Origin of the sequence: Cobetia sp. LC6, assembly GCF_030264805.1 — a bacterium.
In the GTDB taxonomy this organism is placed as follows: domain Bacteria; phylum Pseudomonadota; class Gammaproteobacteria; order Pseudomonadales; family Halomonadaceae; genus Cobetia.
This window is the reverse complement of sequence record NZ_JASSPL010000014.1, coordinates 50,629-72,020: the sequence shown is the minus strand read 5'-3', so window position 1 is coordinate 72,020 and position 21,392 is coordinate 50,629. Positions and strand designations below refer to the sequence as shown.

Annotated in this window: 12 protein-coding genes; 2 read left to right on the top strand and 10 right to left on the bottom strand. The window is 64.1% G+C overall.

Translation table 11 applies throughout. The features are described from left to right. Window positions 1–103: 103 nt before the first annotated feature. The 3 genes from QQF40_RS14725 to QQF40_RS14715 all read right to left on the bottom strand — a co-directional run bounded on the left by QQF40_RS14725 (window position 104) and on the right by QQF40_RS14715 (window position 7,835). A complete protein-coding gene (locus tag QQF40_RS14725; protein WP_175090509.1) occupies window positions 104–1,288 on the bottom strand; it encodes a beta-ketoacyl-ACP synthase III in 1,185 nt (394 codons plus the stop codon). Window positions 1,289–1,687: 399 nt separating this feature from the next. Beyond that, window positions 1,688–5,854 (bottom strand): ATP-dependent RNA helicase HrpA, encoded by a 4,167-nt coding sequence (gene hrpA, locus QQF40_RS14720; RefSeq protein WP_285461741.1) that lies wholly within the window; start codon window positions 5,852–5,854, stop codon window positions 1,688–1,690. Window positions 5,855–6,074: 220 nt separating this feature from the next. Beyond that, window positions 6,075–7,835, bottom strand: coding sequence for an AMP-binding protein (locus QQF40_RS14715; RefSeq protein WP_502871437.1), 1,761 nt, complete (start codon window positions 7,833–7,835; stop codon window positions 6,075–6,077). 531 nt (window positions 7,836–8,366) lie between these two features. Here QQF40_RS14715 and cysK point away from each other — a divergent pair. Continuing rightward, window positions 8,367–9,332 carry a cysteine synthase A gene (gene cysK / locus QQF40_RS14710; protein WP_175090478.1) on the top strand — a complete coding sequence of 322 codons (966 nt, stop codon included), beginning with the start codon at window positions 8,367–8,369 and terminating at the stop codon, window positions 9,330–9,332. Between the two features lie 121 nt (window positions 9,333–9,453). Here the strand turns inward: cysK and QQF40_RS14705 are convergent, their stop codons facing one another. Genes QQF40_RS14705 through QQF40_RS14695 form a run of 3 tightly spaced genes read right to left on the bottom strand, consistent with a single transcriptional unit; the run spans window position 9,454 to window position 13,072 of the window. After that, window positions 9,454–10,347 carry a class II glutamine amidotransferase gene (locus QQF40_RS14705; protein WP_285461740.1) on the bottom strand — a complete coding sequence of 298 codons (894 nt, stop codon included), beginning with the start codon at window positions 10,345–10,347 and terminating at the stop codon, window positions 9,454–9,456. Next, window positions 10,340–12,487, bottom strand: a complete 2,148-nt coding sequence (locus QQF40_RS14700) for a VWA domain-containing protein (protein ID WP_285461739.1) — start codon at window positions 12,485–12,487, stop codon at window positions 10,340–10,342. The genes QQF40_RS14705 and QQF40_RS14700 overlap by 8 nt, the downstream gene beginning before the upstream one ends. 60 nt (window positions 12,488–12,547) lie before the next feature. Then, on the bottom strand, window positions 12,548–13,072 hold the full coding sequence (locus tag QQF40_RS14695) for a hypothetical protein (protein ID WP_175090475.1): 525 nt from the start codon (window positions 13,070–13,072) through the stop codon (window positions 12,548–12,550). A 267-nt stretch (window positions 13,073–13,339) separates the two neighbouring features. Between QQF40_RS14695 and QQF40_RS14690 the strand changes: the two genes are divergently transcribed. Next, window positions 13,340–15,460: a S9 family peptidase gene (locus tag QQF40_RS14690; RefSeq protein WP_285461738.1), complete on the top strand. Its 2,121-nt coding sequence runs from the start codon at window positions 13,340–13,342 to the stop codon at window positions 15,458–15,460. Between the two features lie 160 nt (window positions 15,461–15,620). Here QQF40_RS14690 and QQF40_RS14685 read toward each other — a convergent pair whose 3' ends face one another. From QQF40_RS14685 to QQF40_RS14670, 4 genes are all read right to left on the bottom strand, one after another. Then, the gene (locus QQF40_RS14685) at window positions 15,621–17,147 is read right to left on the bottom strand and encodes a catalase (protein WP_175090473.1); all 1,527 of its coding nucleotides are present in this window, start codon (window positions 17,145–17,147) and stop codon (window positions 15,621–15,623) included. Between the two features lie 451 nt (window positions 17,148–17,598). Beyond that, window positions 17,599–19,845 (bottom strand): catalase HPII, encoded by a 2,247-nt coding sequence (katE, locus tag QQF40_RS14680; RefSeq protein WP_285461737.1) that lies wholly within the window; start codon window positions 19,843–19,845, stop codon window positions 17,599–17,601. A gap of 360 nt (window positions 19,846–20,205) precedes the next feature. After that, window positions 20,206–20,451, bottom strand: a complete 246-nt coding sequence (locus QQF40_RS14675; RefSeq protein ID WP_043333988.1) for a GlsB/YeaQ/YmgE family stress response membrane protein — start codon at window positions 20,449–20,451, stop codon at window positions 20,206–20,208. Between the two features lie 98 nt (window positions 20,452–20,549). Next, on the bottom strand, window positions 20,550–21,155 hold the full coding sequence (locus QQF40_RS14670) for a DUF924 family protein (protein ID WP_175090471.1): 606 nt from the start codon (window positions 21,153–21,155) through the stop codon (window positions 20,550–20,552). Window positions 21,156–21,392 lie beyond the last annotated feature (237 nt).

The following is a 21,392-nucleotide window of genomic DNA, read 5'->3' as shown; positions in this document are numbered from 1 at the left end:
GCGGTCCTTGCCACATCCCTGGCTGTCAGGTCCGGCCTTCTTTATACGTTCCGCGCCCGCCAAGAGCCAGCACAGGCCACGTGGATTCGCGCAATATCCTGCTTCAACCGCAGCGTTTCAGCAGCACGCTGCCGGCACTGTAGCCTGCCCCGAAAGAACACAATACCCCAAGGCTCCCCGGCGCCAGATCCGCATGATGGAGGTGGAAAGCGATCACCGAGCCCGCGGAGCTGGTATTGGCGTAGCGATCGAGAATGATCGGCGCTTCCTCGCTCGACGGGTCACGCCCCAGCACACGCCGCGCGATCATGTCGTTCATGTGGCGGTTGGCCTGGTGCAGCCACATGCGATCAAGATCCCCGCCGTCCGCCTCGATCTCGCCCAGATGGGTGGTGATCAGCTCGGCCACCATCGGGCAGACCTCGCGGAAGACACGCCGACCTTCCTGGATGAACAGCTTGTCATCGGCCTGTTCACGAAGGCTTGCGCTGTCGAGTGTCATCGCGGATGCCACATCGTCCTCAAGCACCGCCGTGCGATTGAGGAAGCCGAAATTGTTGCGTATCGCGTTGGAGAAGCGCGTCACCAGACGCGTGCCGAGCACCTCGAAACCATCGGTGCGCGTGGCGACATCCGCAGCCTCCAGCACCACGGCCGTGCAAGCATCCCCGAAGATGAAGTGGCTGTCACGATCGCGGAAATTCAGGTGCGCGCTGCAGATCTCCGGATTGACCATCAGCACACGCCTGGCACTGCCGCTGCGAATCGCGTTGGCGGCGGTCTCGATGCCGAAGGTGGCGGAGCTGCACGCCACGTTCATGTCGAAGGCATAGCCACCGGCCTCAAGCGCGGCCTGCAGCTCCACCGCCACCGCCGGATAGGGGCGCTCGAGGTTGGAACAGGCCACGATGACCAGATCCAAGTCCGCGGCGTTGACGCCCGCCGCTGCCAGTGCTTCACGCGCGGCCGCCACGCCCATCTCGCACTGCACCGAGGGCTGGTCATTGGCGCGCGCCGGCAGGCGTGGACGCATGCGCTCCGGGTCGAGAATGCCCTCGGCATCCAGCACGTAGCGGCTGTGGATACCCGAGGCCTTGACGATGAACTCGGCACTGGACTCGGTACGCGCCTCACGCTCACCACGCGCGATGGCGTCGGCATTGGCGGCATTGTCCGCCGCCACCCAGGCATTGAAGGACGCCACCAGTGCCTCGTTGCTGATGGCGTTGGGCGGCGTGTAGAGCCCGCTGCCGGTGATCAGTACCCGATGATTGCCGCTGGCGCTCATGGACTGACCGGCGTTGGCGTGTTGCGTATCGGCAGCGTGAACATTGTCATTGTTTGGCATGCATCCACTCCTGACAGTGTTATCCCGCGGGATATCACCAGAATTGAGCGGGGCACGACCCGGTACCGCGTCGTCATGCCCCATGTTCAGTGTACGCTGTCTCGGCGATTCCAGACGCCCGAGTCAGCATTTGTCGGGCGACCACAGTGAATGCTTAAACAGCAATTCCTGTCTGCAGCTTGGGCCATCCCGCCTCGGCACGCCTCCACGTACCGGTCACGCAAGACTCTGATGCCGCGCACAACGCCCTGGCGCTGCCCCAGACAAGGCCGAGCTTCAGCCAAGGCAGAACTTCAGCCAAGTCAAAGCTCAGCCAGAACAAAGCCCAGCCCCAGGACATCAGCGGCGCGCCATCAGCTCCTGCCAGCGCTTCTCGAGGCGCTTGGCAGAGACGGTCTCCAGGGTGCCGAGCTGCTGGGCAAACAGCGAGACGCGCAGTTCCTGCAGCCACCAGCCGAACTCTTCCAGCTCCGCATCCGGCAGTCCCTGCTCACGCGCCTTGCTCAGGCGGGCATCAAGGCGGGATTCGAAGCCCTTGACCTCTTCCATGTCACGCTGGTCACGCATGCGCTCACGCGGCGCCTTGTCGAGACGGATCAACATCGCCTCCACATAACGCGGCAGCTGATGCAGCCATTCACCGGAGGCCTGGATGAAGCCCGGCGTGATCAGGCGCGCCTGCTGGGCCTTGAGATCAGCCACCACCAGCGCCATCGAGAAGTCGATCTTGCCCTTGAGACGCTTGGAAAGCTCCAGATGCTGCTTGAGCGCGGCTTCCAATGGCTTGAGCAGCGCCTCGGCGTGCGGCACCAGCTCGGCCCGCTTGTCATCGAGACGCGCCTGCAGCTCGCTGCGCGAACGCGGCAGCGGCTCGACGGCCATCACCTGCTCGAAGACGCTGTAGATGAAGTCATCCGCCAGCTGGCGACGCGTGCCGACCTTGGCGAACAGCAGCGCACAGCGCTCCAGCGCCTTGAGGTCACGGTCCAGATAGCGCACCTGGTCCGGCAGGCGTGCCATCGCCAGACGCGTGATGCCATCACGGTGCGCGGCGGCGGCCTTGGCCGGATGATCGAACAGCTCCACGCTCAGATTCTGCTCGACCTGAGCCGTCGCGCTGGCAGGCGCATGGCTGGATGGCGCGCTGTTCTTGCCGGTCTTGCGCGCCAGCTTGCGCTGCTTGGCACTCATGCCGCCGTCGGCAGGCGCCGCCGCCTTCACCACCAGCGCCGGATAAGCCTCGACGCGAATGCCCGCCTGGGTGGTGCTGTGCGAGGTGGCGATCGGCGTCTCCGGCAGATCCTCCAGCACTTCGCTGTCGGCTGCACGGCTGCGGTTGGCCATCGCCCGCGCCGCGGCCGCGGCCGAGTCCTTGAAGCGAGCTTCCAGCGCTTCGAGATCTCGCCCTTCACCCAGCACCTTGCCGTCCTGATCGACGATGCGCAGGTTCATCTTCAGGTGCGGTTCCAGCGTTTCGGGCGCCCAGGCATCCTGCGGCAGACGCAGACCAGTCTTGACGCGCATGAACTCGGCTAGCGCATCGGTCAGAGGCACGTCGTCCGGGGTCAGCGCCTCAAGTGCGGCATCGACCCAGTTGGGAATCGGCACCACCTGCTTGCGGTACTGCTTGGGCAGCGACTTCATCAGCGCGATGGCCTTGTCACGCAGAAGCCCCGGCACCAGCCATTCGATGCGATAGCGCGGCAGCTGCGAGAGCATCGCCGCCGGCACGATCATCGTCACGCCGTCATCCACCGCGCCGGGCGCGAAGTGATAGCTCAGCGGGTAGGCGACGCTGTTGTGGTGCAGCTGTTCGGGGTAGCGCGCGACGGTGACTTCCTCGGCGTCGCGCGCCATCAGGTCGTCGAGATTCAGATGCAGGACATCGGGATTGTCGCGCTCGGCCTCCTTGCGCCACTTGTCGAAGCTGCGCCCGTTGTAGATGCCTTCCGGAATCCGCTCGGCATAGAAGGCGAACAGCGTCTCTTCGTCGACGAGGATGTCCCGCTTGCGCGCGCGGTCCTCAAGCTCACCAACCTCATCCATCAGGCCGCGATTGTGGGCGAAGAACGGCGCACGGGTCTGGAATTCGCCCTCGACCAGCGCACGGCGAATGAACAGCTCGCGGGACTCCTGTGGCGCCAGCGGGCCGTAATGCACCTTGCGCGCGGTGACGATGGGCAGCCCGAACAGGGTCACCTGCTCACTGGCGACCACCTGGGCGCGCTTCATCTCCCAGTGCGGCTCGCTGTAGCTGCGCTTGACCAGATGCTCGGCCAGCGGCTCGACCCACTCGGGCTTGATCGCCGCGACCTGACGCGCGTAGAGCTTGGTGGTCTCGACCATCTCGGCCGCCATCACCCACTTGGGCGACTTCTTGGCCACACCGGAGCCCGGGTGAACGAAGAAGCGTCGATTGCGCGCGCCGAGATACTCGCGATTTTCCTGCTTGAGGCCGAGATTGGAGAGCAGCCCGGTCAACAGCGCGCGATGCAGTGATTCGTGATCAATGGCCACCGACGGGCGGCGGCCCTGTCCCGGTGAGGCCAGCACCCGCGCGGTGACCTCGGCCTGCGCCTCGGCGTCGCGCTCATGCTGGGCGCTGGTCATCTCCAGCCCCAGGTCACGCGTCAGCTGCTTGAGCTGGCGGAAGGTGTCATGCCACTCGCGCAGGCGCAGATAGTTGAGGAAGCGCGCCTTGCACCAGCGGCGCAGCGGGTTGGCACCCAAGGCGTCACGCGCCAGCTCGAAGCCTTCCCACAGATTCAGCCAGCTCACGAAGTCGGAGTTGTCGTCATCCCACTCGTGGTGGATCTGATCGGCCTGCTGGCGCTTGTCGGCGGGACGCTCGCGCGGGTCCTGGATCGACAGCGCGCTGACGATGATCAGCACTTCTCGCAGGCAGCCGCGCGAGGCGCCCTCAAGCACCATGCGCGCCAGACGCGGGTCGATGGGCAGACGCGCCAGGGTGCGGCCATCACGGCTCAGACGGTTGTGTTCATCCACCGCGCCCAGTTCGCGCAGCAGGCGGAAGCCATCGGTGACGAAGCGCGAATCCGGCGCATCGACGAAGGGGAACTTCTCGATGTCACCCAGCTTGAGCGACAGCATCGACAGGATCACCGAGGCCAGGTTGGTGCGCTGGATTTCCGGCTCGGTGTATTCCGGACGCGCGAGGAAGTCCTCCTCGCTGTAGAGGCGGATGCACAGGCCTTCGGCGATACGCCCGCAGCGGCCCTTGCGCTGGTTGGCGCTGGCCTGGCTGATCGGCTCCACAGGCAGACGCTGGATCTTGGAGCGATAGCTGTAGCGGCTGATGCGCACCAGGCCCGGATCGATCACGTAGCGGATGCCCGGCACGGTCAGCGAAGTCTCGGCGACATTGGTGGCCAGCACGATGCGGCGACCACGATGCGGCTGGAAGACGCGGTTCTGCTCTTCGTTGGAGAGTCGCGCGTACAGCGGCAGCACCTCGGTATCACGCAGCTGGGCGCGACGCAGGGTGTCAGCGGTAGCACGGATCTCGCGCTCGCCGGGCAGGAAGATCAGCACGTCACGCGGGCCCCGCATCCAGCCCTTCTCGCGCTCGATCACCGACAGCTCTTCCACCGCGCGCAGGATACCTTCCTGCAGGCTGAGGTCTTCCTCATCCTCGGCATCGCGCACCAGCGGCAGGTACCGGGTCTCGACCGGGAAGTTGCGCCCACTGACCGAGACGATGGGCGCCGGCGTGCCATCCTGGGCCGCGAAGTGCTGACTGAAGCGCTCCACGTCGATGGTCGCCGAGGTGATGATGATCTTGAGGTCCGGACGGCGCGCGGTGAGACGCTTGAGGTAACCGAGCAGGAAGTCGATGTTCAGACTGCGCTCGTGGGCCTCATCGATGATGATCGCCTCGTAGCGGCTCAGGTCCGGATCATGCTGGGTTTCCGCCAGGAGGATGCCGTCGGTCATCAGCTTGATCAGCGTCGACGGGCCGGTGGTGTCGTTGAAGCGCACCTGATAGCCGACCGTCTCGCCGAGTGTCGTCTCGAGCTCCTCGGCCAGACGCGCCGCCACCGAGCGTGCTGCCAGACGACGTGGCTGGGTGTGGCCGATCAGGCCGTTGCGCCCCAGCCCCATCTCCAGACACAGCTTGGGCAGCTGGGTGGTCTTGCCCGAGCCGGTCTCACCGGCGACCACCACGATCTGATGCTCGGCAAGCGCGGCGAGGATATCTTCGCGACGCTCCACCACCGGCAGCTCCGGCGGATAGTTGAGCGCGGCGGGTGTCAGCCAGCGTGCCAGTGCCGTCTCGCGAGCGGCGCGCTGGGCGATGCTCGCCTCCAGGCGGCTCTCGATGTCGTTGATGGCACGATCGACCGGCTTGCCATCCTTGAGACGCCGCCGCAGGCCAGCCAGGCGCTTGCCCAGCTCGCGCTGATCACGGCTCAGGGCGCGTTCAAGGCGAGCCGCGAGGGCTTCAAGACGCGCATGTTCGGACGGTGCGGTAGCGGTGTCGCTCAAGGACTGCCTCTTCTCAACCAGCGACCACACGCCACGCGCGCAGCCGGAAACTCTCGGGAATTCAGCCTCACGCTCGCCTGCACGAGACAGCAAGCCATGACGCCTGAATGACAAAACGGCCCGTCAACAAGTGACGGGCCGTCCATTGTAGCCCTGCGCGTAGCCGCGCCCAACCTTGGCGGCGCTTGTCCCCTGCCACGCCGCCGATTCAGCGCTGCCCTCAGTGCTCGCGTAGCGGTGTATTGCCACCGCTCTCTTCGCTGTCGCGCAGCTCACGGCGCAGCACCTTGCCGACGTTGGTCTTGGGCAGTTCATCGCGGAATTCGACGAAGCGCGGCACCTTGTAACCGGTCAGCTGCTCCTTGCACCAGCTGCGCAGGGTGTCGCGATCGAGATCCGGGTTGCTTGCGACCACGAACAGCTTGATCGCCTCGCCGCTCTGCTCGTCCGGCACGCCCACTGCCGCCGCCTCGACGACATCCGGATGGCCGCTGACCACATCCTCGATCTCGTTGGGGAACACATTGAAGCCGGAGACGATGATCATGTCCTTCTTGCGATCGACGATGCGCACGAAGTCATCTTGCTGGATGACCGCGATATCGCCGGTGCGGATGAAGCCCTCGTCATCCATCGCCTCACGCGTGGCGTCGTCACGCTGCCAGTAGCCCTTCATCACCTGGGGGCCGCGCACGCACAGCTCGCCCGGCGCATCGCGCCCCAGCGTCACACCATCGGCGTCCACCACCTTGAGCTCGGTGCCCGGCACCGGCTTGCCGATGGTACCCAGCTGCAGCTCACGCGGCGGATTGAAGCTGACGATGGGCGAGGTCTCGGTCATGCCGTAGCCCTCGGCGATCGGGCAGCCGGTGACGGCTTCCCAGCGCTCGGCCGCGCTGCGCGTCAGCGCCATCCCGCCGGAGATGGTCAGCTTGAGACTCGAGAAGTCCAGCGTCTTGAAGTCATCACGCTGGCACAGCGCCGAGAACAGCGTGTTGAGGCCAACGAAGGCGGTGAACGGTGTCCTGGCCAGCGTCTTGATGAAGCCATCGATATCGCGCGGGTTGGTGATAAGCACGCTGTGGTTGCCGCTCTCCATGCTGTAGAGACAATTCACCGTGAAGGTATAGATGTGATAGACCGGCAGCGGTGCGATCAGCACCTCCTGGCCTTCATTGAGCACATCACTGATCACGCCACGTGCCTGCAGCATGTTGGCGACCAGATTGCGGTGGGTCAGCATGGTGCCCTTGGCGACGCCGGTGGTACCGCCGGTGTACTGCAGAGCGGCGATGTCCTCGGGCTGGCGCGTGACACGCGTGTGCGAGAGGCCCGCCCCGCGCTTGAGCACGTCACGCAGGCCGTGTGCGTCGGGCAGGTGGTACTTCGGCACCATCTTCTTGACGTAGCGCACCGCCAGATTGATCAGCGGACGCTTGGGGAAGTCATGCAGATCACCGATCTCGGTGATGATGACCTCCTCGATGGACGTGCGCTTGAGCACCTTCTCGAGCTTGTCCGCCATGTTGGCCAGAATCACGATGGCGCGGGCGCCGGAGTCATGGAACTGGTGCTGCATCTCGCGCTCGGTGTAGAGCGGGTTGGTGTTGACCACCACCAGGCCGGCGCGCAACGCGCCGAATACCGCCACCGGGAACTGCAGCAGGTTCGGCAGCTGGATGGCGATGCGGTCACCGGGCTCAAGGCCGGTCTCGTGTTCCAGCCAGGCGGCGAAATTGCGCGACAGGCGGTCCACATCGGCGTAGCTGAGCGTCTTGCCCATGCAGCTGAAGGCCGGACGGTTGGCATAGTTGGCGCAGCTGGCCTCGAAGACCTCGAGAATCGAGGGGTAATCCTCGAGACCGGACAACGGCTCACCACTGAGGATCAGGTTGGCGTTCCCGGTCACGGGGCCAGCGGGATCAGACGCCTTGTCGGCTTCCGGGTCTGCCGAGGCGTTGGCAGGATTGGCATCATGCATGGCTTGGGCTCCATGACTGCATTCGTCTGCTGGATCGTGGCCGGGCGCGAAGTCTTTCACTGGCAGCCACAGGCGAGAATTCAGCACTTGTTGTTATCAGGGCGTCACGCCCACATGTGAACAATGACATGAATGACGGCGTGATGGGGAAAAGGACGGCACGACAATACGCGCGCAGGTGTCGACAACGCACCGGCAACACCTTGGCAACATCTCGGCAAAAACCTCCAGGGCCGCCGCGCTTCACCTTAACCAGTCAGGCCAATGATGTAAAACGACCGATTGAAACCATCGTTCACATCCGAAAAAAACTCGGAAAATCAGACCACTACTCTTGTACGACCTTGGTCAGATGCTGAGCGCGACTGCCAACCTTGCCATGTCGTTATGCGCTTCAGGCCTTTGAGTCGCGCTCGGCTAGCCCTTAACCTTATGCTCATACAGTCGCGACGGCCGCTGCTGAGCATCATCACTTCACTCAAGCAGCGGGCCTGCTCGCTGTCTAGCCGCCAGATACCCAGAGGACCTCGCATGGCCAGGATCTATCAGGACAACTCGCAAGCCATCGGCAATACGCCGCTGGTCAAGATCAACCGCCTCAGCAGCCATCCACGCCTGTACGCCAAGGTGGAAGCCCGCAACCCGGCGTTCTCGGTCAAGTGCCGTATCGGTGCCAGCATGGTGTGGGACGCCGAGGAACGCGGCGCGCTCAAGCCGGGCATGGAAATCATCGAGCCGACCTCCGGCAACACCGGTATCGCGCTGGCCTTCGTCGGCGCGGCCCGTGGCTACCCCGTCACCCTGACCATGCCCTCCTCCATGAGCATGGAACGCCGCAAGGTGCTGAAGTCCCTCGGCGCCAATCTGGTGCTGACCGACCCGGCCAAGGGCATGCAGGGTGCCATCGACAAGGCCTGCGAGCTGCAGAAGGCCGAGCCGGAACGCTACTTCCTGCCGCAGCAGTTCTCCAACCCGGCCAACCCGCGCATCCACGAAGAGACCACCGGCCCGGAGCTGTGGGACGCGCTGGATGGCGAAATGGATGTGCTGGTCGCGGGCGTCGGTACCGGCGGCACCATCAGCGGCATCGCCCGCTACTTCAAGACGGTGCGCGGCCAGTCACTCGAAGCCGTGGCGGTGGAACCGGCGGAGTCCGCCATCATCACCCAGCGCATGCAGGGCGAGTCGATCACGCCGGCCCCGCACAAGATCCAGGGCATCGGTGCCAACTTCATTCCCGACAACCTAGACCTGGCGCTGATCGACCGCGTCGAGCCCGTCGCCAGTGAAGACGCCATGGCCATGGCGCGTCGCATCATGCAGGAAGAAGGCATCATGTGCGGCATCTCCTGCGGCGCGGCGATGACCGCGGCGCTGCGTCTGGCAGAAGACCCGGCCTACGCCGACAAGTCCATCGTCGTCATCCTGCCGGACAGCGGCGAGCGCTACCTGTCCTCACCGATGTTCGCCGGCATGTTCGACGACGTCGAAGGCTGAGCCTCACATATTGACCAGGCAAAAGCCGCAAACACGAAGGGCCGCAATCGCGGCCCTTCGTGTATCTGGCGTTCAAGCTCTTTCTCGGTCGCTCAGTGTCAGCAACTCAGATCACCAAACGTCAGCAGCTCAAGTCAGACGCCAGCCAGTCGGGCTTGCGACGCGCGGTCGCGGTGCGATCGACTGCCCCGCTCTCGGCCTGCACCTGCCCTGGCTCTTCCTGGCTCAGCGGCAACTCGCCACCAAGACTGGCGACCAGCTCGCCTTCGCGGAACACCACCAGTTGCCCCGGCAGCAGGCGCTGCCATTGCTCGTTGTCGGTCAGCGGATCGGTTGCGATCACCGAGACAACATCGGCATCGGTGGTGTGCTGCTGGAAGTCGACGCTCATCTCGAAGTCGGTGAGACTCGCCTGCCCGAAGGGCGCTCGGCGCGTGATGTGCGCCAGCCTGGTGGAGCAGTAGGCGTAGAGATGCACGCCGTCGGAGAGCAGCAGATTGAAGACGCCAAGCCCGCGCAGACGCTCGCACTGGGCGTGCAGATGCCGCCACAGGTCTTCACACCGCGCCGGCGGATTCGGGAAGGCGCGCCGGATCTCGCCGAGCAGGAAGCAGGCAGCGTGCTCGCTGTCCGTGCTGCCCACCGGGCGATAGTACGGCAGGGGCAGCGCCTGCCAGTCCGCCAGCTGACCATTGTGGGCATAGCACCACTGTCGGCCCCACAGCTCGCGCGTGAACGGGTGGGTATTGGCCAGCGTCACCTGGCCGACATTGGCCTGGCGGATATGGCTGATGACCATCTGCGACTTGATCGGATAGTCGAGAATCATGCGCGCGATGGGCGAATCCACCGACGGATGCGGGTCACGGAATTCGCGATAACCGCCCTCTTCGTAGAAGGCGATTCCCCAACCATCGCGGTGCGGACCAGTACCACCACCTCGCTGCAGAAAACCGGCGAAGCTGAAGCAGATATCGGTCGGCACATTGGCACTCATGCCGAGCAGTTCACACATGGGGTTCCTCCCGCTGAGTCGGCTTGCGCGTCATGCGACGCACCAACATGATCACCACCAGCAGGCCGATCACACCGGCAACGGCGTAAGCGATCATGCGGCTTTGCGGTGATTCTGCCTCACGCTGGGCAAAGTCCGAAGCTCCTTCGAACCACTGACTGATCAACGCAGGCACCTTGTCGATGGGCAGGCGGCCCTTCATCAGCAGATCATTGAGGTCTTCCTGCTCCTCTACCGCCTGGTCCAGGCCCTGAATCTCACCGAAGGACTCACCCTCGATGGGCGAGCGGTCCAGATTGGCGGCACGCCGCGCCGCATTCTCGTTGAGGGTATAGGGCGCCAGATCGATCACTCGCGAACTCCCGCCCAGCACGATGCGCGCACTGATCTGCACATCGGCACTGACGTCACGTTCCAGTGGCGGCAGTTCGATACGCCAGCGACTCTCGCCCGCTTCCGCCACACTCAACAGCTCACCCTGCAGCGTCGCGTCCAGCTGGGTATTGGCGGTGTTGAGCAGCGGATGACGCGCGCTGACCTCCAGCGCGCTCGGCGGCGTCGAGTTCTGCGCATTGCCACCGATCGGCTCGACCAGCAGCGGGTCTACCACGCTGGTGCGCTGGCTCAACTGACGCGCAAAGGGCGCGCCATCGCGCTGACCCTCGATGGTCAGCGTCAGGCGAGCACCACCCGGTTGCTGCGGCGGCGGCATGTTGACGCTGAACTGCGCGCCGTCACGCTCAAGACCGCGCTGCTGGGCGGTGGTCACGACTGCCGTTTCTGCTGACATGCCACCCTCGTCTTCCGGCACCAGACGCGCATTTCCGTCCAGCGTCGCCAGGAAGTCCTGCTCGTCGACATCACGTGCGCCGTCGACAAGCGAGGCTGAAAGGGAATAACCAAAGCCGCGGTACAGTGTGGCCGGCAGCGGGCGCGATACCAGAGCCAGGTCTGATACCACGGTGATGCGGCTATCGACACCCACCTGCCCTTCGATACGCCACTGCCCGGCCTCGGGGTCGGTCACGGTGATCAGGTCATAGCGCGGCTGGTGTTCCCAGCGCACGCCCTCGGGCAGCGACGCCTTGTCGGCCAGCGAATAGCGCTGACCATCCGGCGCGATCAACACCGGCGCGCTGTCATCGGGGCCATGGAAAACCAGCGCCGTGAACTCCTCGACGCTGCCATCGATGGTGAAGCGCTTGTCCTCGAGCGGCACCAGCTCGCCGGGCACGATACGGTCTAGCGCCCCGAGGAAGGCACGCAGCAGGTCTTCCGGGGTCTCGGCAACCGTCGCCAACCCGCCGGTGCCATCGGCGACCTGCTGCAGCAGATCGATATCGGCATTGCGCGACAGCGCGACGGTGTGCACCGTGATGTTGTGCGCCGCCAGCTGTGGCGTCAGCTCATCGGTGATGCGCTGACGCGAGGCGCTGTCCGAGGCGGCCTTCTCGCTGCTCGGCTCACGCAGGTCGACCATGCCATCGGAGAGCAGAATGACCTGACGCGGCCCCTGGCCATCGATGCTCGCATCGGCGCCTTCGGCGGCAGCTCGCAGCCCCGCCTCGAGGTCAGTGTACTGCTCGTAATCGTCCAGCCGCCCTTCCAGCCCGCGGGCCGCCTGTTTCCAGCCCGCATCGACCGCGCCCAGCGCCAGCAGTGGCTGTACCTGCTCACCGAAGCCCCACAGTCCTGCACGCGAGCGCTCCGGCAGCAAGGTGACCAGCAGGTCCAGCGCACTGGCGCGCAGATTGGTCGGGTCGTTGTGCTTCATGCTGCCGGAGACATCGATCGCCATGCGCAGGTCAGGCGCAATGTCGCGTGCCGAGCCATTGCCTGCGTTCGCGTCACTCGCGACATCCCGGGCCACGAACGGCATCTGCTCAGCCTGTTCGCTGGCCGACTCATCTACCAGCCCACTTACCGACTCACTCATCGACTCGCTGGCCGAGGCGTTGTCCGCCGGCGATGCCTGCTCGGCGAAGGCCGAGGGCGACGCGAGGCTGATGCCCGCCAGCATCAGGGCAGCCAGCCAGCGCGCCCCCGCAACCTTTGCGACAGGGCCGAATGAAGAGCCGGATACATGCCCTGGTGAACGGACTGGCTCAAGAGACGAAGTGACAGCTACATCACGGGGCATGACAGATCCTTAGTCCACGCTCGGACAATGCACGGCTGGCGCTGATCGAACGACGCTCGATCAGAGCGACGGTTCCTGACGGTCACGGCCTGCGCGGGTACGCGCCGCCGCACGGGCCGGGGTGCCACGTTTCTCGCTACGCAAGCTGGCGCCAGCGGCGTTGCCCTCGCGCACTTCCTCATCCTCCTGCCCGTGGGCATGAGGCTGGTGGCGCTGCTGGGCGGCACGGCGACGTTGTTCACGCCCGCGTCCCAGCCACCAGATCACCAGCCCCAGCACCACACCGGCCCCGATACCCAGTACCAGCATGCCGAAAGCCGAGGCCATGCCACCACCATCCTTCTGTATCACGCTGACGGCAAAGGCCACGATGGCTGGCGCAAGGCCGGTGTAGGCATCTTCCGCGACGCTGGCCGTGACGTGAAAACTGGTCGGCACGGCGATCATGCCGGCGATGCCGCCGACCAGGATCCAGCGCAGAAAACGCGGCAGCATTCGCACCGCCATATAGCCGGTAAACAGCACTACCGCCGCCAGGCCAAAATAGATCAGCCACATCTGCGGCAGCGAATCGGAAATCATCATGCCCTTCACTCCTGTCATAACATCCTGTCGAGACTGACATTCTGAGGGGTGCCTGTCCTGTGCAGAAGCACCCGACACCTCAGTTCAGCCATCGAGTCATCCCATCATCGGGGCCACACGTTGCGTGGCACCAGAGGCTGCGCATTCATCTCTCACGGCGGCGATGCCTCCCATGAGGCAAGGGCTTGCGCACGCTGTGGGACAGGCTCAATGTTACACTCCATGCCCGCCCGACACACTCGAGCACCCCACTTTCACGAGGTAGCCATGCCCGATAGCCCCGTCCAGCGCCATTATCGTGCCGATGACCCCGAATGGCACTGGCTTGAAGAACGCGACACGCCAGAGGTCACCACCTTTCTCACGGCGGTCAACGCCGAGAGTGATCGCTGGTTCGCCTCGCTCGCGCCGCTGAGCGACGCCCTCTATCACGGCCATCTTGCGCGCCGCGAACTGGCCGTCTCAAGCCTGGCCGAGGCACTGGATCACTACGTCTATTGGAGCGAGACCGCCGCCGACGCCGACTATCCGGTCTGGTGGCGCCATGCGATCGGCGCCGACCCCGCCGATACCCGCCAGCACGAATGCCTGCTGGACCTGCAGAGCCTGTCGCGCCATCACGACTTCGTCGAACTGGGCGAGATGGCCATCTCCCCGGATGAACAGCAACTGGCATGGACTCTGGACACCAGCGGCGATGAGGTGTTCAGCCTGCGTCTTGCAACACTGAACGCGACGAATGGCGACTCACGCAACGCCGGCCACGATGACGAGTGTCTGCTGGAGGATATCGGGCCGGATCTGGTGTGGGCCGAGGACGGCCAGCACCTGCTGTTCACGCGCTATGACAGCACCCAGCGCCCCTTCGAGATCTGGTGCCTGAATGTGGCGAGCCGCGCCGAGACGCTGCTCTATCGTGAGGAAGACAGCGAATTCTGGGTCGGCATGGGCAAGACCCGCTCACGCGCCTGGCTGATTCTGGAGACCGCCTCCAAGGACACCAGCGAGACATGGTTGCTCAAGGCCGACACCCCGCTGGGCGAGATGCGTCTGGTGCGCGCCCGCGAGACCGGTGTCGAGTATGGCGTCGATCACCGTCCCGGCCACTTCTATGTGCTGCACAACAGGCAAGCACCGCACTTCCAGCTCGATATCGCCTCCGAGCATGCGCCCGACGACTGGCAGCCACTGATCGCCACCCGCGATGAAGTGACGCTGGAAGGCGTCGAGGCCTTCAGCTGGGGGCTGATGGTCGATGAACGCGATCACCGTCAGGCCCAGGCCTGGCTACGCGTGATCGAATTCGAAGACACGGCGCCTGCGCACACGATATGCCGCGACGAACGCCTGGCGATGCCGGAGCAACCGCTGAGCCAGGGGCTGGGCGACTGCCCGCATTTCGACGCTCGCCGCCTGCGTATCCGTGAGGAAAGCTTCACCACGCCGCCGAGCTGGATCGAGCTGGACCTCGACACAGGCGAGCGTCGCCTGCTCAAGCGCCAGACCGTGCATGGTGACCTCACGCCCGAGCAGCTGATCAGCCGCCGCCTGTGGGCGACCTCCGACGATGGCGAGCAGGTGCCGGTCTCGGTGGTCATGCGGCGCGATCTGTGTGATGACGCAGGCCGCCCCCACGCCCCGCTGCCGGTATTGCTCTACGGCTATGGCGCCTACGGCGAGACGCTGGACCCCTGGTTCTCGATCGCCCGCCTGGAACTGCTGACGCGCGGTGTCGCCTTCGCGGTCGCCCACGTGCGTGGCGGCGGGGACCGTGGCGAGCCTTGGTATCTGGCCGGCAAGCTGGAGCACAAGGAAAACAGCTTCAACGACTTCCTCGCCGCGCGTGATGCGCTGGTCGAGCACGGCATCGGGGCCGCGGATCGCATCGCCGCCTACGGTGCCAGCGCCGGTGGTCTGCTGGTCGGCGCCAGCCTCAACAAGCGCCCCGAGGCCTTCTGCGCCGCAGTGCTCGATGTGCCCTTCGTCGATGTGCTGCGCACCATGGAAAACCCGGAACTGCCGCTGACCACCGCGGAGTACACCGAGTGGGGCAACCCGCACGAAAACGAGGCGCGGCGGCGCATCCGCGCCTATTCCCCGCTGGACAACCTGAGCGCCGCGCCCTATCCGCCGCTGTTCCTTCAGGGCAGCTGGCATGACACCCGCGTGCCCTACTGGGAGCCGGCCAAGCTCTATGCCCGGCTGCGCCAGATGGACTGCACACCGCATCCGGTCCTGTTGCGCACCGACATGAGCGCCGGGCATGGCGGCGCCTCGGGTCGCTTCAAGGCGTGGCGTGACAATGCGCGACAGGATGCCTTCCTGCTGTGGGCGCTGGGCGTGTGCGAGAAAGCCGACGCTGATGAGGCCATGCGCGTCAACGACTGAGGTGTGTGCCTGCGTATCTCTTGCACGGCGCTGTGACTGTCGGATAGCACCCTGACAGCCGCATACGACAAGGCCCCCGCCGGTTACCCGGCGGGGGCCTTGATGTTTTCGTCAGCTCAAGGTGTCACTCTTGACCTGACGAGAGTGCGGCATGACTGACTCAGCGCGGATCGAGCTTGGCCAGCTTGGTGGCGATACGATCACCATAATCGGCATCCGCCTGACGGAAGTGCGCGATCATCTTGTCCTGGACCACGTGGCTGACGCCTACCATGGTGCCGGCGATGACGTCGGTGATGCGCGTCTTCTGGCCTTCATCGAACAGACGATAGAGGTTGCCGGCCTGGCTGTAGTTATCCTCATCGCTGTTGTCGTGATAGCCCATCCAGGCATTCTGCTCCAGCGGCATCGCCGGCTCGGCGACGGTAGCGTCCGGCACCGGGGCACCCTGATCGGCACGCTCGTTGGGATAGAAGTTGGTACGTGAGTACTGGCCACCTTCCTTCGTTTCTCCCGGCACGCCCTGACCGACCTGGCCGCCCAGCGGGCCGCCACCGTGACCGGTGACCGGGCACATGCCCGCCATCACGCCATCACGCTGGTAGTGGTTGACCGGGCAGACCGGACGGTTGACCGGCAGCTGCTCGGCGTTGGCACCGACACGGTAGCGGTGTGCATCGGCGTAGGCCCACAGACGTGCCTGCAGCACGCGGTCCGGCGAGGCGCCGATACCCGGCACGAAGTTGGACGGCGAGAAGACGGACTGCTCGACTTCCGCGAAGTAGTTCTCCGGATTGCGGTTGAGCTCCATCTTGCCGACTTCCATCAGCGGGAAGTCACCGTGCGGCCACACCTTGGTGAGGTCGAACGGGTTGATGTGGTAGTCACGCGCCTGCTGCTCAGTCATCACCTGCAGGTTGACGGTCCAGCTCGGACGTTCACCACGCTCGAGACGAGTGAACAGGTCGTGCTGGTGGAAGTCCGGGGCGACCTGCGCCGCCTGGTCATCGGTCAGTGTCTCGTGGCCCTGATCGGTCTTGAAGTGCCACTTGACCCAGACACGCTCGCCCTTGTCGTTCCACAGGCTCAGGGTGTGCGAGCTGTAGCCGTTCATGGTGGTCAGCGACTTCGGGATACCGCGGTCGGACATCAGGATGGTGACCTGATGCAGTGCCTGCGGATGGTTGGCCCAGAATTCCCAACGGTTCTGCCAATCGACCATGTTGGTACGCGGGTCTTTCTTCTGGGTGTGGATGAAGTCAGGGAACTTGGACGGCTCGCGGATGAAGAACACCGGCGTGTTGTTGCCGACCATGTCCCAGTTGCCATCCTCGGTGTAGAACTTCAGCGAGAAGCCGCGCACGTCGCGAGTGTTGTCGCCGCTGTCCTGGCCACCGGCCACGGTGGAGAAACGCGCCAGCAACGGGGTCTGCTTGCCGACACCCTGCAGGAAGCGGGCGATGGTCAGATCAGACAGGTCACGGGTCAGGGTGAAGGTGCCGTAAGCGGCGACGCCACGGGCGTGGACGACACGCTCCGGAATGCGCTCACGGTTGAAGTGCGCCAGCTTCTCGAACAGACGCCAGTTGTCGAAGGTCAGTGAACCATTCGGGCCCGCTGTCTGGCTGATGTCATCGTGAGGCACCGGGGCGCCGTTACCTGTGGTATAGCGTGGAGTCTGGGACATGTAGACGTTCTCCTGTCAGGTAGAAAAAAGCGCTATCAAACTCGACTGGCAAGGCCAGATACTGCTGATGTCACATTTTCATGCGCTGCTTGATGTGAAGGCCTGCAGCCCATTGTCGAATCGGGTCGGGGCCGATGCCTGCCCGGCATGTGCTGGCTAGTGGCCCCTTGATGCCTGCTTACCTTACGCATCTGGTGCTTCTAGTGATAATCAATTACCAGCATGCCTTCGATAATCAGCCCCTATCACTGAGCCTATCAGCCACTCTCAGCGACGAGAACCACAGGATGGCCCTCGATCCGGTGGTATCACCAACCCTGTTTACACCTTTCTTCGTCCCCCCATTTTCACGTCCACAAATGACCGCCTCATGACCAAGAAAAAGCCCCCCGACCTTCGCAGGTCAGGGGGCTTCGTGAGTCGCATCATACCTTTTTAGGGTGCTAATGCCTCATGCCGGCATCTGATTGGCACGCGCATCACGCGACCACACACGGTGAGCCATCAGGGCATCACGCAGCGGCAGGCTGGCGGCGAGTACATCATCCACCAGGATGACGCCCTCCTCGACCGGCACACGCGCGGCGGCCAGCAGCTCCTTGCCTTCGCAGATCGCCACGATGGGCTTCAGGTGCTTGTAGGCTTCCTGAACATAATAGAGTCCAAGGCCCGAGCCGCTAAGTGCCTCGACGCTGTCCACGCCGCCAGCGACGACAACGGCATCCACCGTCACGGACGGCAGGCCATTGAGCATCGCATCCGGCGACAGCATGGTGCCATCTCCGGCCTTGATCGGCGCCATGCTCGGGGCGATCAACAGCCCTTCGGCACCCTCGGCGGCCAGCTGATCCTTGATCGAGCGAACATCTTCCATGGCGACGCCATCGGCAGCCAGGATCGCGACCTTGCGGGTGGCGATGGAATCCGGCAGACGCGCCATCAGGCTCAGCGCCGGATCGCTTTCGACCTGGCTGGTGCCCAGCTCACCGTCCGGCGCGGGCTTGCTGGTCGGTGTCTCGATGCCGTGATTCTCACCGACGCGACGTGCCAGCTCCAGATCGATATTGGGCAGGATCTCGGTGATCACCCGCTCACGGATCCACGGACGCTCGACCTTGGAGAGCTCGAAGGTGTAGGCCGCGATGATGTGTTCCTTCTCCACGTCAGTCTGGCTGTTCCAGAACAGGGTGGCCTGGGAATAGTGATCCCCGAAGGAGGCGCTGCGCGCACGTACCTTGTGCGCCTCGACGCGCTCATGATACGGCTCGAAACCACCATGGGCGTCCTGGGACGGCGGTGTCTCGGCCGGCCAGCCGCCATCGATGGAGTTCGGCTCGTAGGACGCCTGCCCTGTATTGATGGTCTGACGATGCTGGGCATCGCGCTGGTTGTTGTGGAACGGGCACACCGGCTGGTTGATGGGAATCTCGTGGAAGTTCGGCCCACCAAGACGCAGCATCTGGGTGTCCAGATAGGAGAACAGGCGCCCCTGCAGCAGCGGGTCATTGGAGAAGTCGATCCCCGGCACGATGTTGGCCGGATTGAAGGCGACCTGCTCGGTCTCGGCGAAGTAGTTGTCCGGATTGCGGTCCAGCACCATCTTGCCGATCGGCACCACCGGTACCAGCGATTCGGGGATCAGCTTGGTCGGATCGAGAATATCGAAGTCGAAGCTATGCTCGTCCTTCTCCTCGACCACCTGGATGCCCAGCTCCCACTCCAGAGGTGCACCGTTCTTGATGTCATCCCACATCATGCGACGGTTGAAGTCCGGGTCACGCCCCCACAGCTTCTGGGCTTCATCCCAGATCAGCGAGCAGGTACCGGCCACCGGCTTCCAGTGGAACTTGACGAAGCGCGACACGCCTTCACGGTCGATCAGACGGAAGGTATGGACACCGAAGCCTTCCATGTTGCGGTAATGGCGCGGGAAGGCGCGGTCCGACATGGTCCACAGCACCATGTGCGTGCTTTCGGGCATCAGCGACACGAAGTCCCAGAAGGTGTCGTGGGCTGACTGGCCCTGGGGAATCTCGTTGTGCGGCTCCGGCTTCACGGCGTGCACGAAGTCGGGGAACTTCATCGCGTCCTGGATGAAGAAGACCGGCATGTCGTTGCCGACCAGGTCCCAGTTGCCGTCATCGGTGTAGAACTTGGTCGCGAAGCCGCGCACGTCACGTACCGTGTCGTTGGAACCACGCGAGCCCTGCACGGTCGAGAAGCGCACGAACACCGGCGTCTTCTTGGACGGGTCACTGAACACGCCGGCCTTGGAATACCTGGCGGCATTGTCGTAAGCCTGAAAATACCCGTGCGCGGCCGCGCCACGCGCATGAACGATACGCTCAGGAATACGTTCATTGTCGAAGTGGTTCATCTTCTCGCGGAAGATGAAGTCTTCCATCAGGGTCGGACCGCGCTCCCCCGCCTTCAGCGAATTGTGATTGTCCGCGATGCGCAACCCCTGGTTGGTGCGCAGGTCATGCCCTTCGGCGTCGGCGCGATAGGTCTCCAGCGCCTCGTCCTTGGCATGGCCGTCACCGGCATTGGGCCTGATGTCGTGCGGCCCGTTGCGGTTGGGGTGGGTATAGGGGTTCTCTCCCTCTGCCGAGCGATTCTGGCCCTCGTGATAGGGGCACTTCGCACTGTCGGCATTCCACTGGGAAGAAGGTGCTGAATCGTGCTCATTGCTCGCCATGCTCAAACGCTCCTGTTTTCGCTAGATCCGCAACGCGCCACCAATGTGGCGCTGAAGGATGATTCGGCCTTGCCGCCTCTTGCCGGCGTAATTCTTGTCCAGGTGCATCCTGTCCAGGTACTTCCTTCCAAGTACTTCCTGTCCAGGTACACGCCTCGACAAGGCGCCTCTCGGCGCCGTGACAGATCACCGGGCAGTCAGGAGCCCGGGTGACAAGAGGCGTTGCTGCGGCGGGTGGCTACATCGAATCCATCCAGACACCCGCAAGGGACTTCACTTGCTGTTGACGATTGCACTTGCTGCTTGCACTTGCGACTTGCGCTTGCTGAAAACCGCCTGACGGGGCTCGACTTCGCGCCGTCAGGCCTTGGACTTGACCTTCGAGACGATCCACAGCAACACCACCGCCCCCACGACCGAGACGACCAGCGAGCCGATGATGCCGGTGGAGGCCAGCCCCAGCAGCTTGAAGATGACGCTACCCAGCAGGCCGCCGACAACACCGACGACGATGTTGCCAAGAATGCCGAAGCTGCCGCCGCGCATGATGTTGCCTGCGATCCAGCCGGCCAGACCACCGATGATCAACCCAAGAATGATACCCATCTGCTGTCTCCTTCCTTGCTGATGTACGGGCGCTTGGCGCCGCTGTACAAGTCTTGGAGACGACGTCACGCAATTAAAAGGGGTCGATTCTTCATTTGTCAGAATGAGGAGCCGGGCTGGCCCAGGAAGGCGATCTCTTCCGGCGTGGACTCGCGGCCGAGAATCGCATTGCGATGCGGGTAGCGGCCGAATCTACGCACGATGTCCGCATGCCGATGCTCATAGCGCAGGGTGTGCTCGAGGCCGGGGCGTGCGAACAATTGTTCGGCGTGTTCATGGATGCGCAACGATTCGCTGTGCATCCACGGCATGATCGCGAAGGGCTGCCAGGCCAGCGGAAGACGGTCCAGGTCGCCCAGCGCGACGGCCTGTTGCGAGAGCGCGAGCGCCAGGTTGTCGCCGCTGAAGGCACGCGGCGTATCGCGATGGATATTGCGCGCGAACTGGTCCAGCAGCAGGATTTCCGCCAGCCGCCCACCGACGCTCGTCCGCCACTCCCATAGCTCACAGGCGAGCGCCTGCTCGAGGCGCATGGCGAATCGCTCACGCAGCTGGCCATCGAGTGCATCGCTCTTGCGAAACCAGTCCTTGGGCGTCAGCTGAGTGAACCAGTAATCGAGTACATGCCGTGCCTGGGGGTGGCTGTCCGTGATCAGCCTGGCAGGGTCAGGTTGTGAGAACTCCGAGGGGGTTGAGCGGGGCATGAGGGGTGTCCTTGCGTGAAATCGGGCAATAAGCCGCGAGAAAGGCCTGACTGAGTGCGGCACCTTGTACTGCAAGTGCCGGGCGTGGGCGGCGTGGAGCGATCATGGTTCTGACACCGGATCTTCATCTTGAGCGTGGAAAGTAGTCTCTCCCATCAGCGCTGTCAGCCTTTGCGGCCTGCCCCGCGATGGTTGGCGCCCTGATGTCACTCGTGATGTCACTTCTGATGCCACTTG

Bases quoted from the DNA above. Each gene is read 5' to 3' on its own strand.
- QQF40_RS14685 (WP_175090473.1), bottom strand. From the start codon at position 17,147: ATGTCCCAGACTCCACGCTATACCACAGGTAACGGCGCCCCGGTGCCT.
- QQF40_RS14725 (WP_175090509.1), bottom strand. From the start codon at position 1,288: ATGAGCGCCAGCGGCAATCATCGGGTACTGATCACCGGCAGCGGGCTC.
- QQF40_RS14695 (WP_175090475.1), bottom strand. From the start codon at position 13,072: ATGATGATTTCCGATTCGCTGCCGCAGATGTGGCTGATCTATTTTGGC.
- QQF40_RS14690 (WP_285461738.1), top strand. From the start codon at position 13,340: ATGCCCGATAGCCCCGTCCAGCGCCATTATCGTGCCGATGACCCCGAA.
- QQF40_RS14715 (WP_502871437.1), bottom strand. From the start codon at position 7,835: ATGCATGATGCCAATCCTGCCAACGCCTCGGCAGACCCGGAAGCCGAC.
- QQF40_RS14705 (WP_285461740.1), bottom strand. From the start codon at position 10,347: ATGTGTGAACTGCTCGGCATGAGTGCCAATGTGCCGACCGATATCTGC.
- katE (WP_285461737.1), bottom strand. From the start codon at position 19,845: ATGGCGAGCAATGAGCACGATTCAGCACCTTCTTCCCAGTGGAATGCC.
- QQF40_RS14670 (WP_175090471.1), bottom strand. From the start codon at position 21,155: ATGCCCCGCTCAACCCCCTCGGAGTTCTCACAACCTGACCCTGCCAGG.
- QQF40_RS14675 (WP_043333988.1), bottom strand. From the start codon at position 20,451: ATGGGTATCATTCTTGGGTTGATCATCGGTGGTCTGGCCGGCTGGATC.
- QQF40_RS14700 (WP_285461739.1), bottom strand. From the start codon at position 12,487: ATGCCCCGTGATGTAGCTGTCACTTCGTCTCTTGAGCCAGTCCGTTCA.
- cysK (WP_175090478.1), top strand. From the start codon at position 8,367: ATGGCCAGGATCTATCAGGACAACTCGCAAGCCATCGGCAATACGCCG.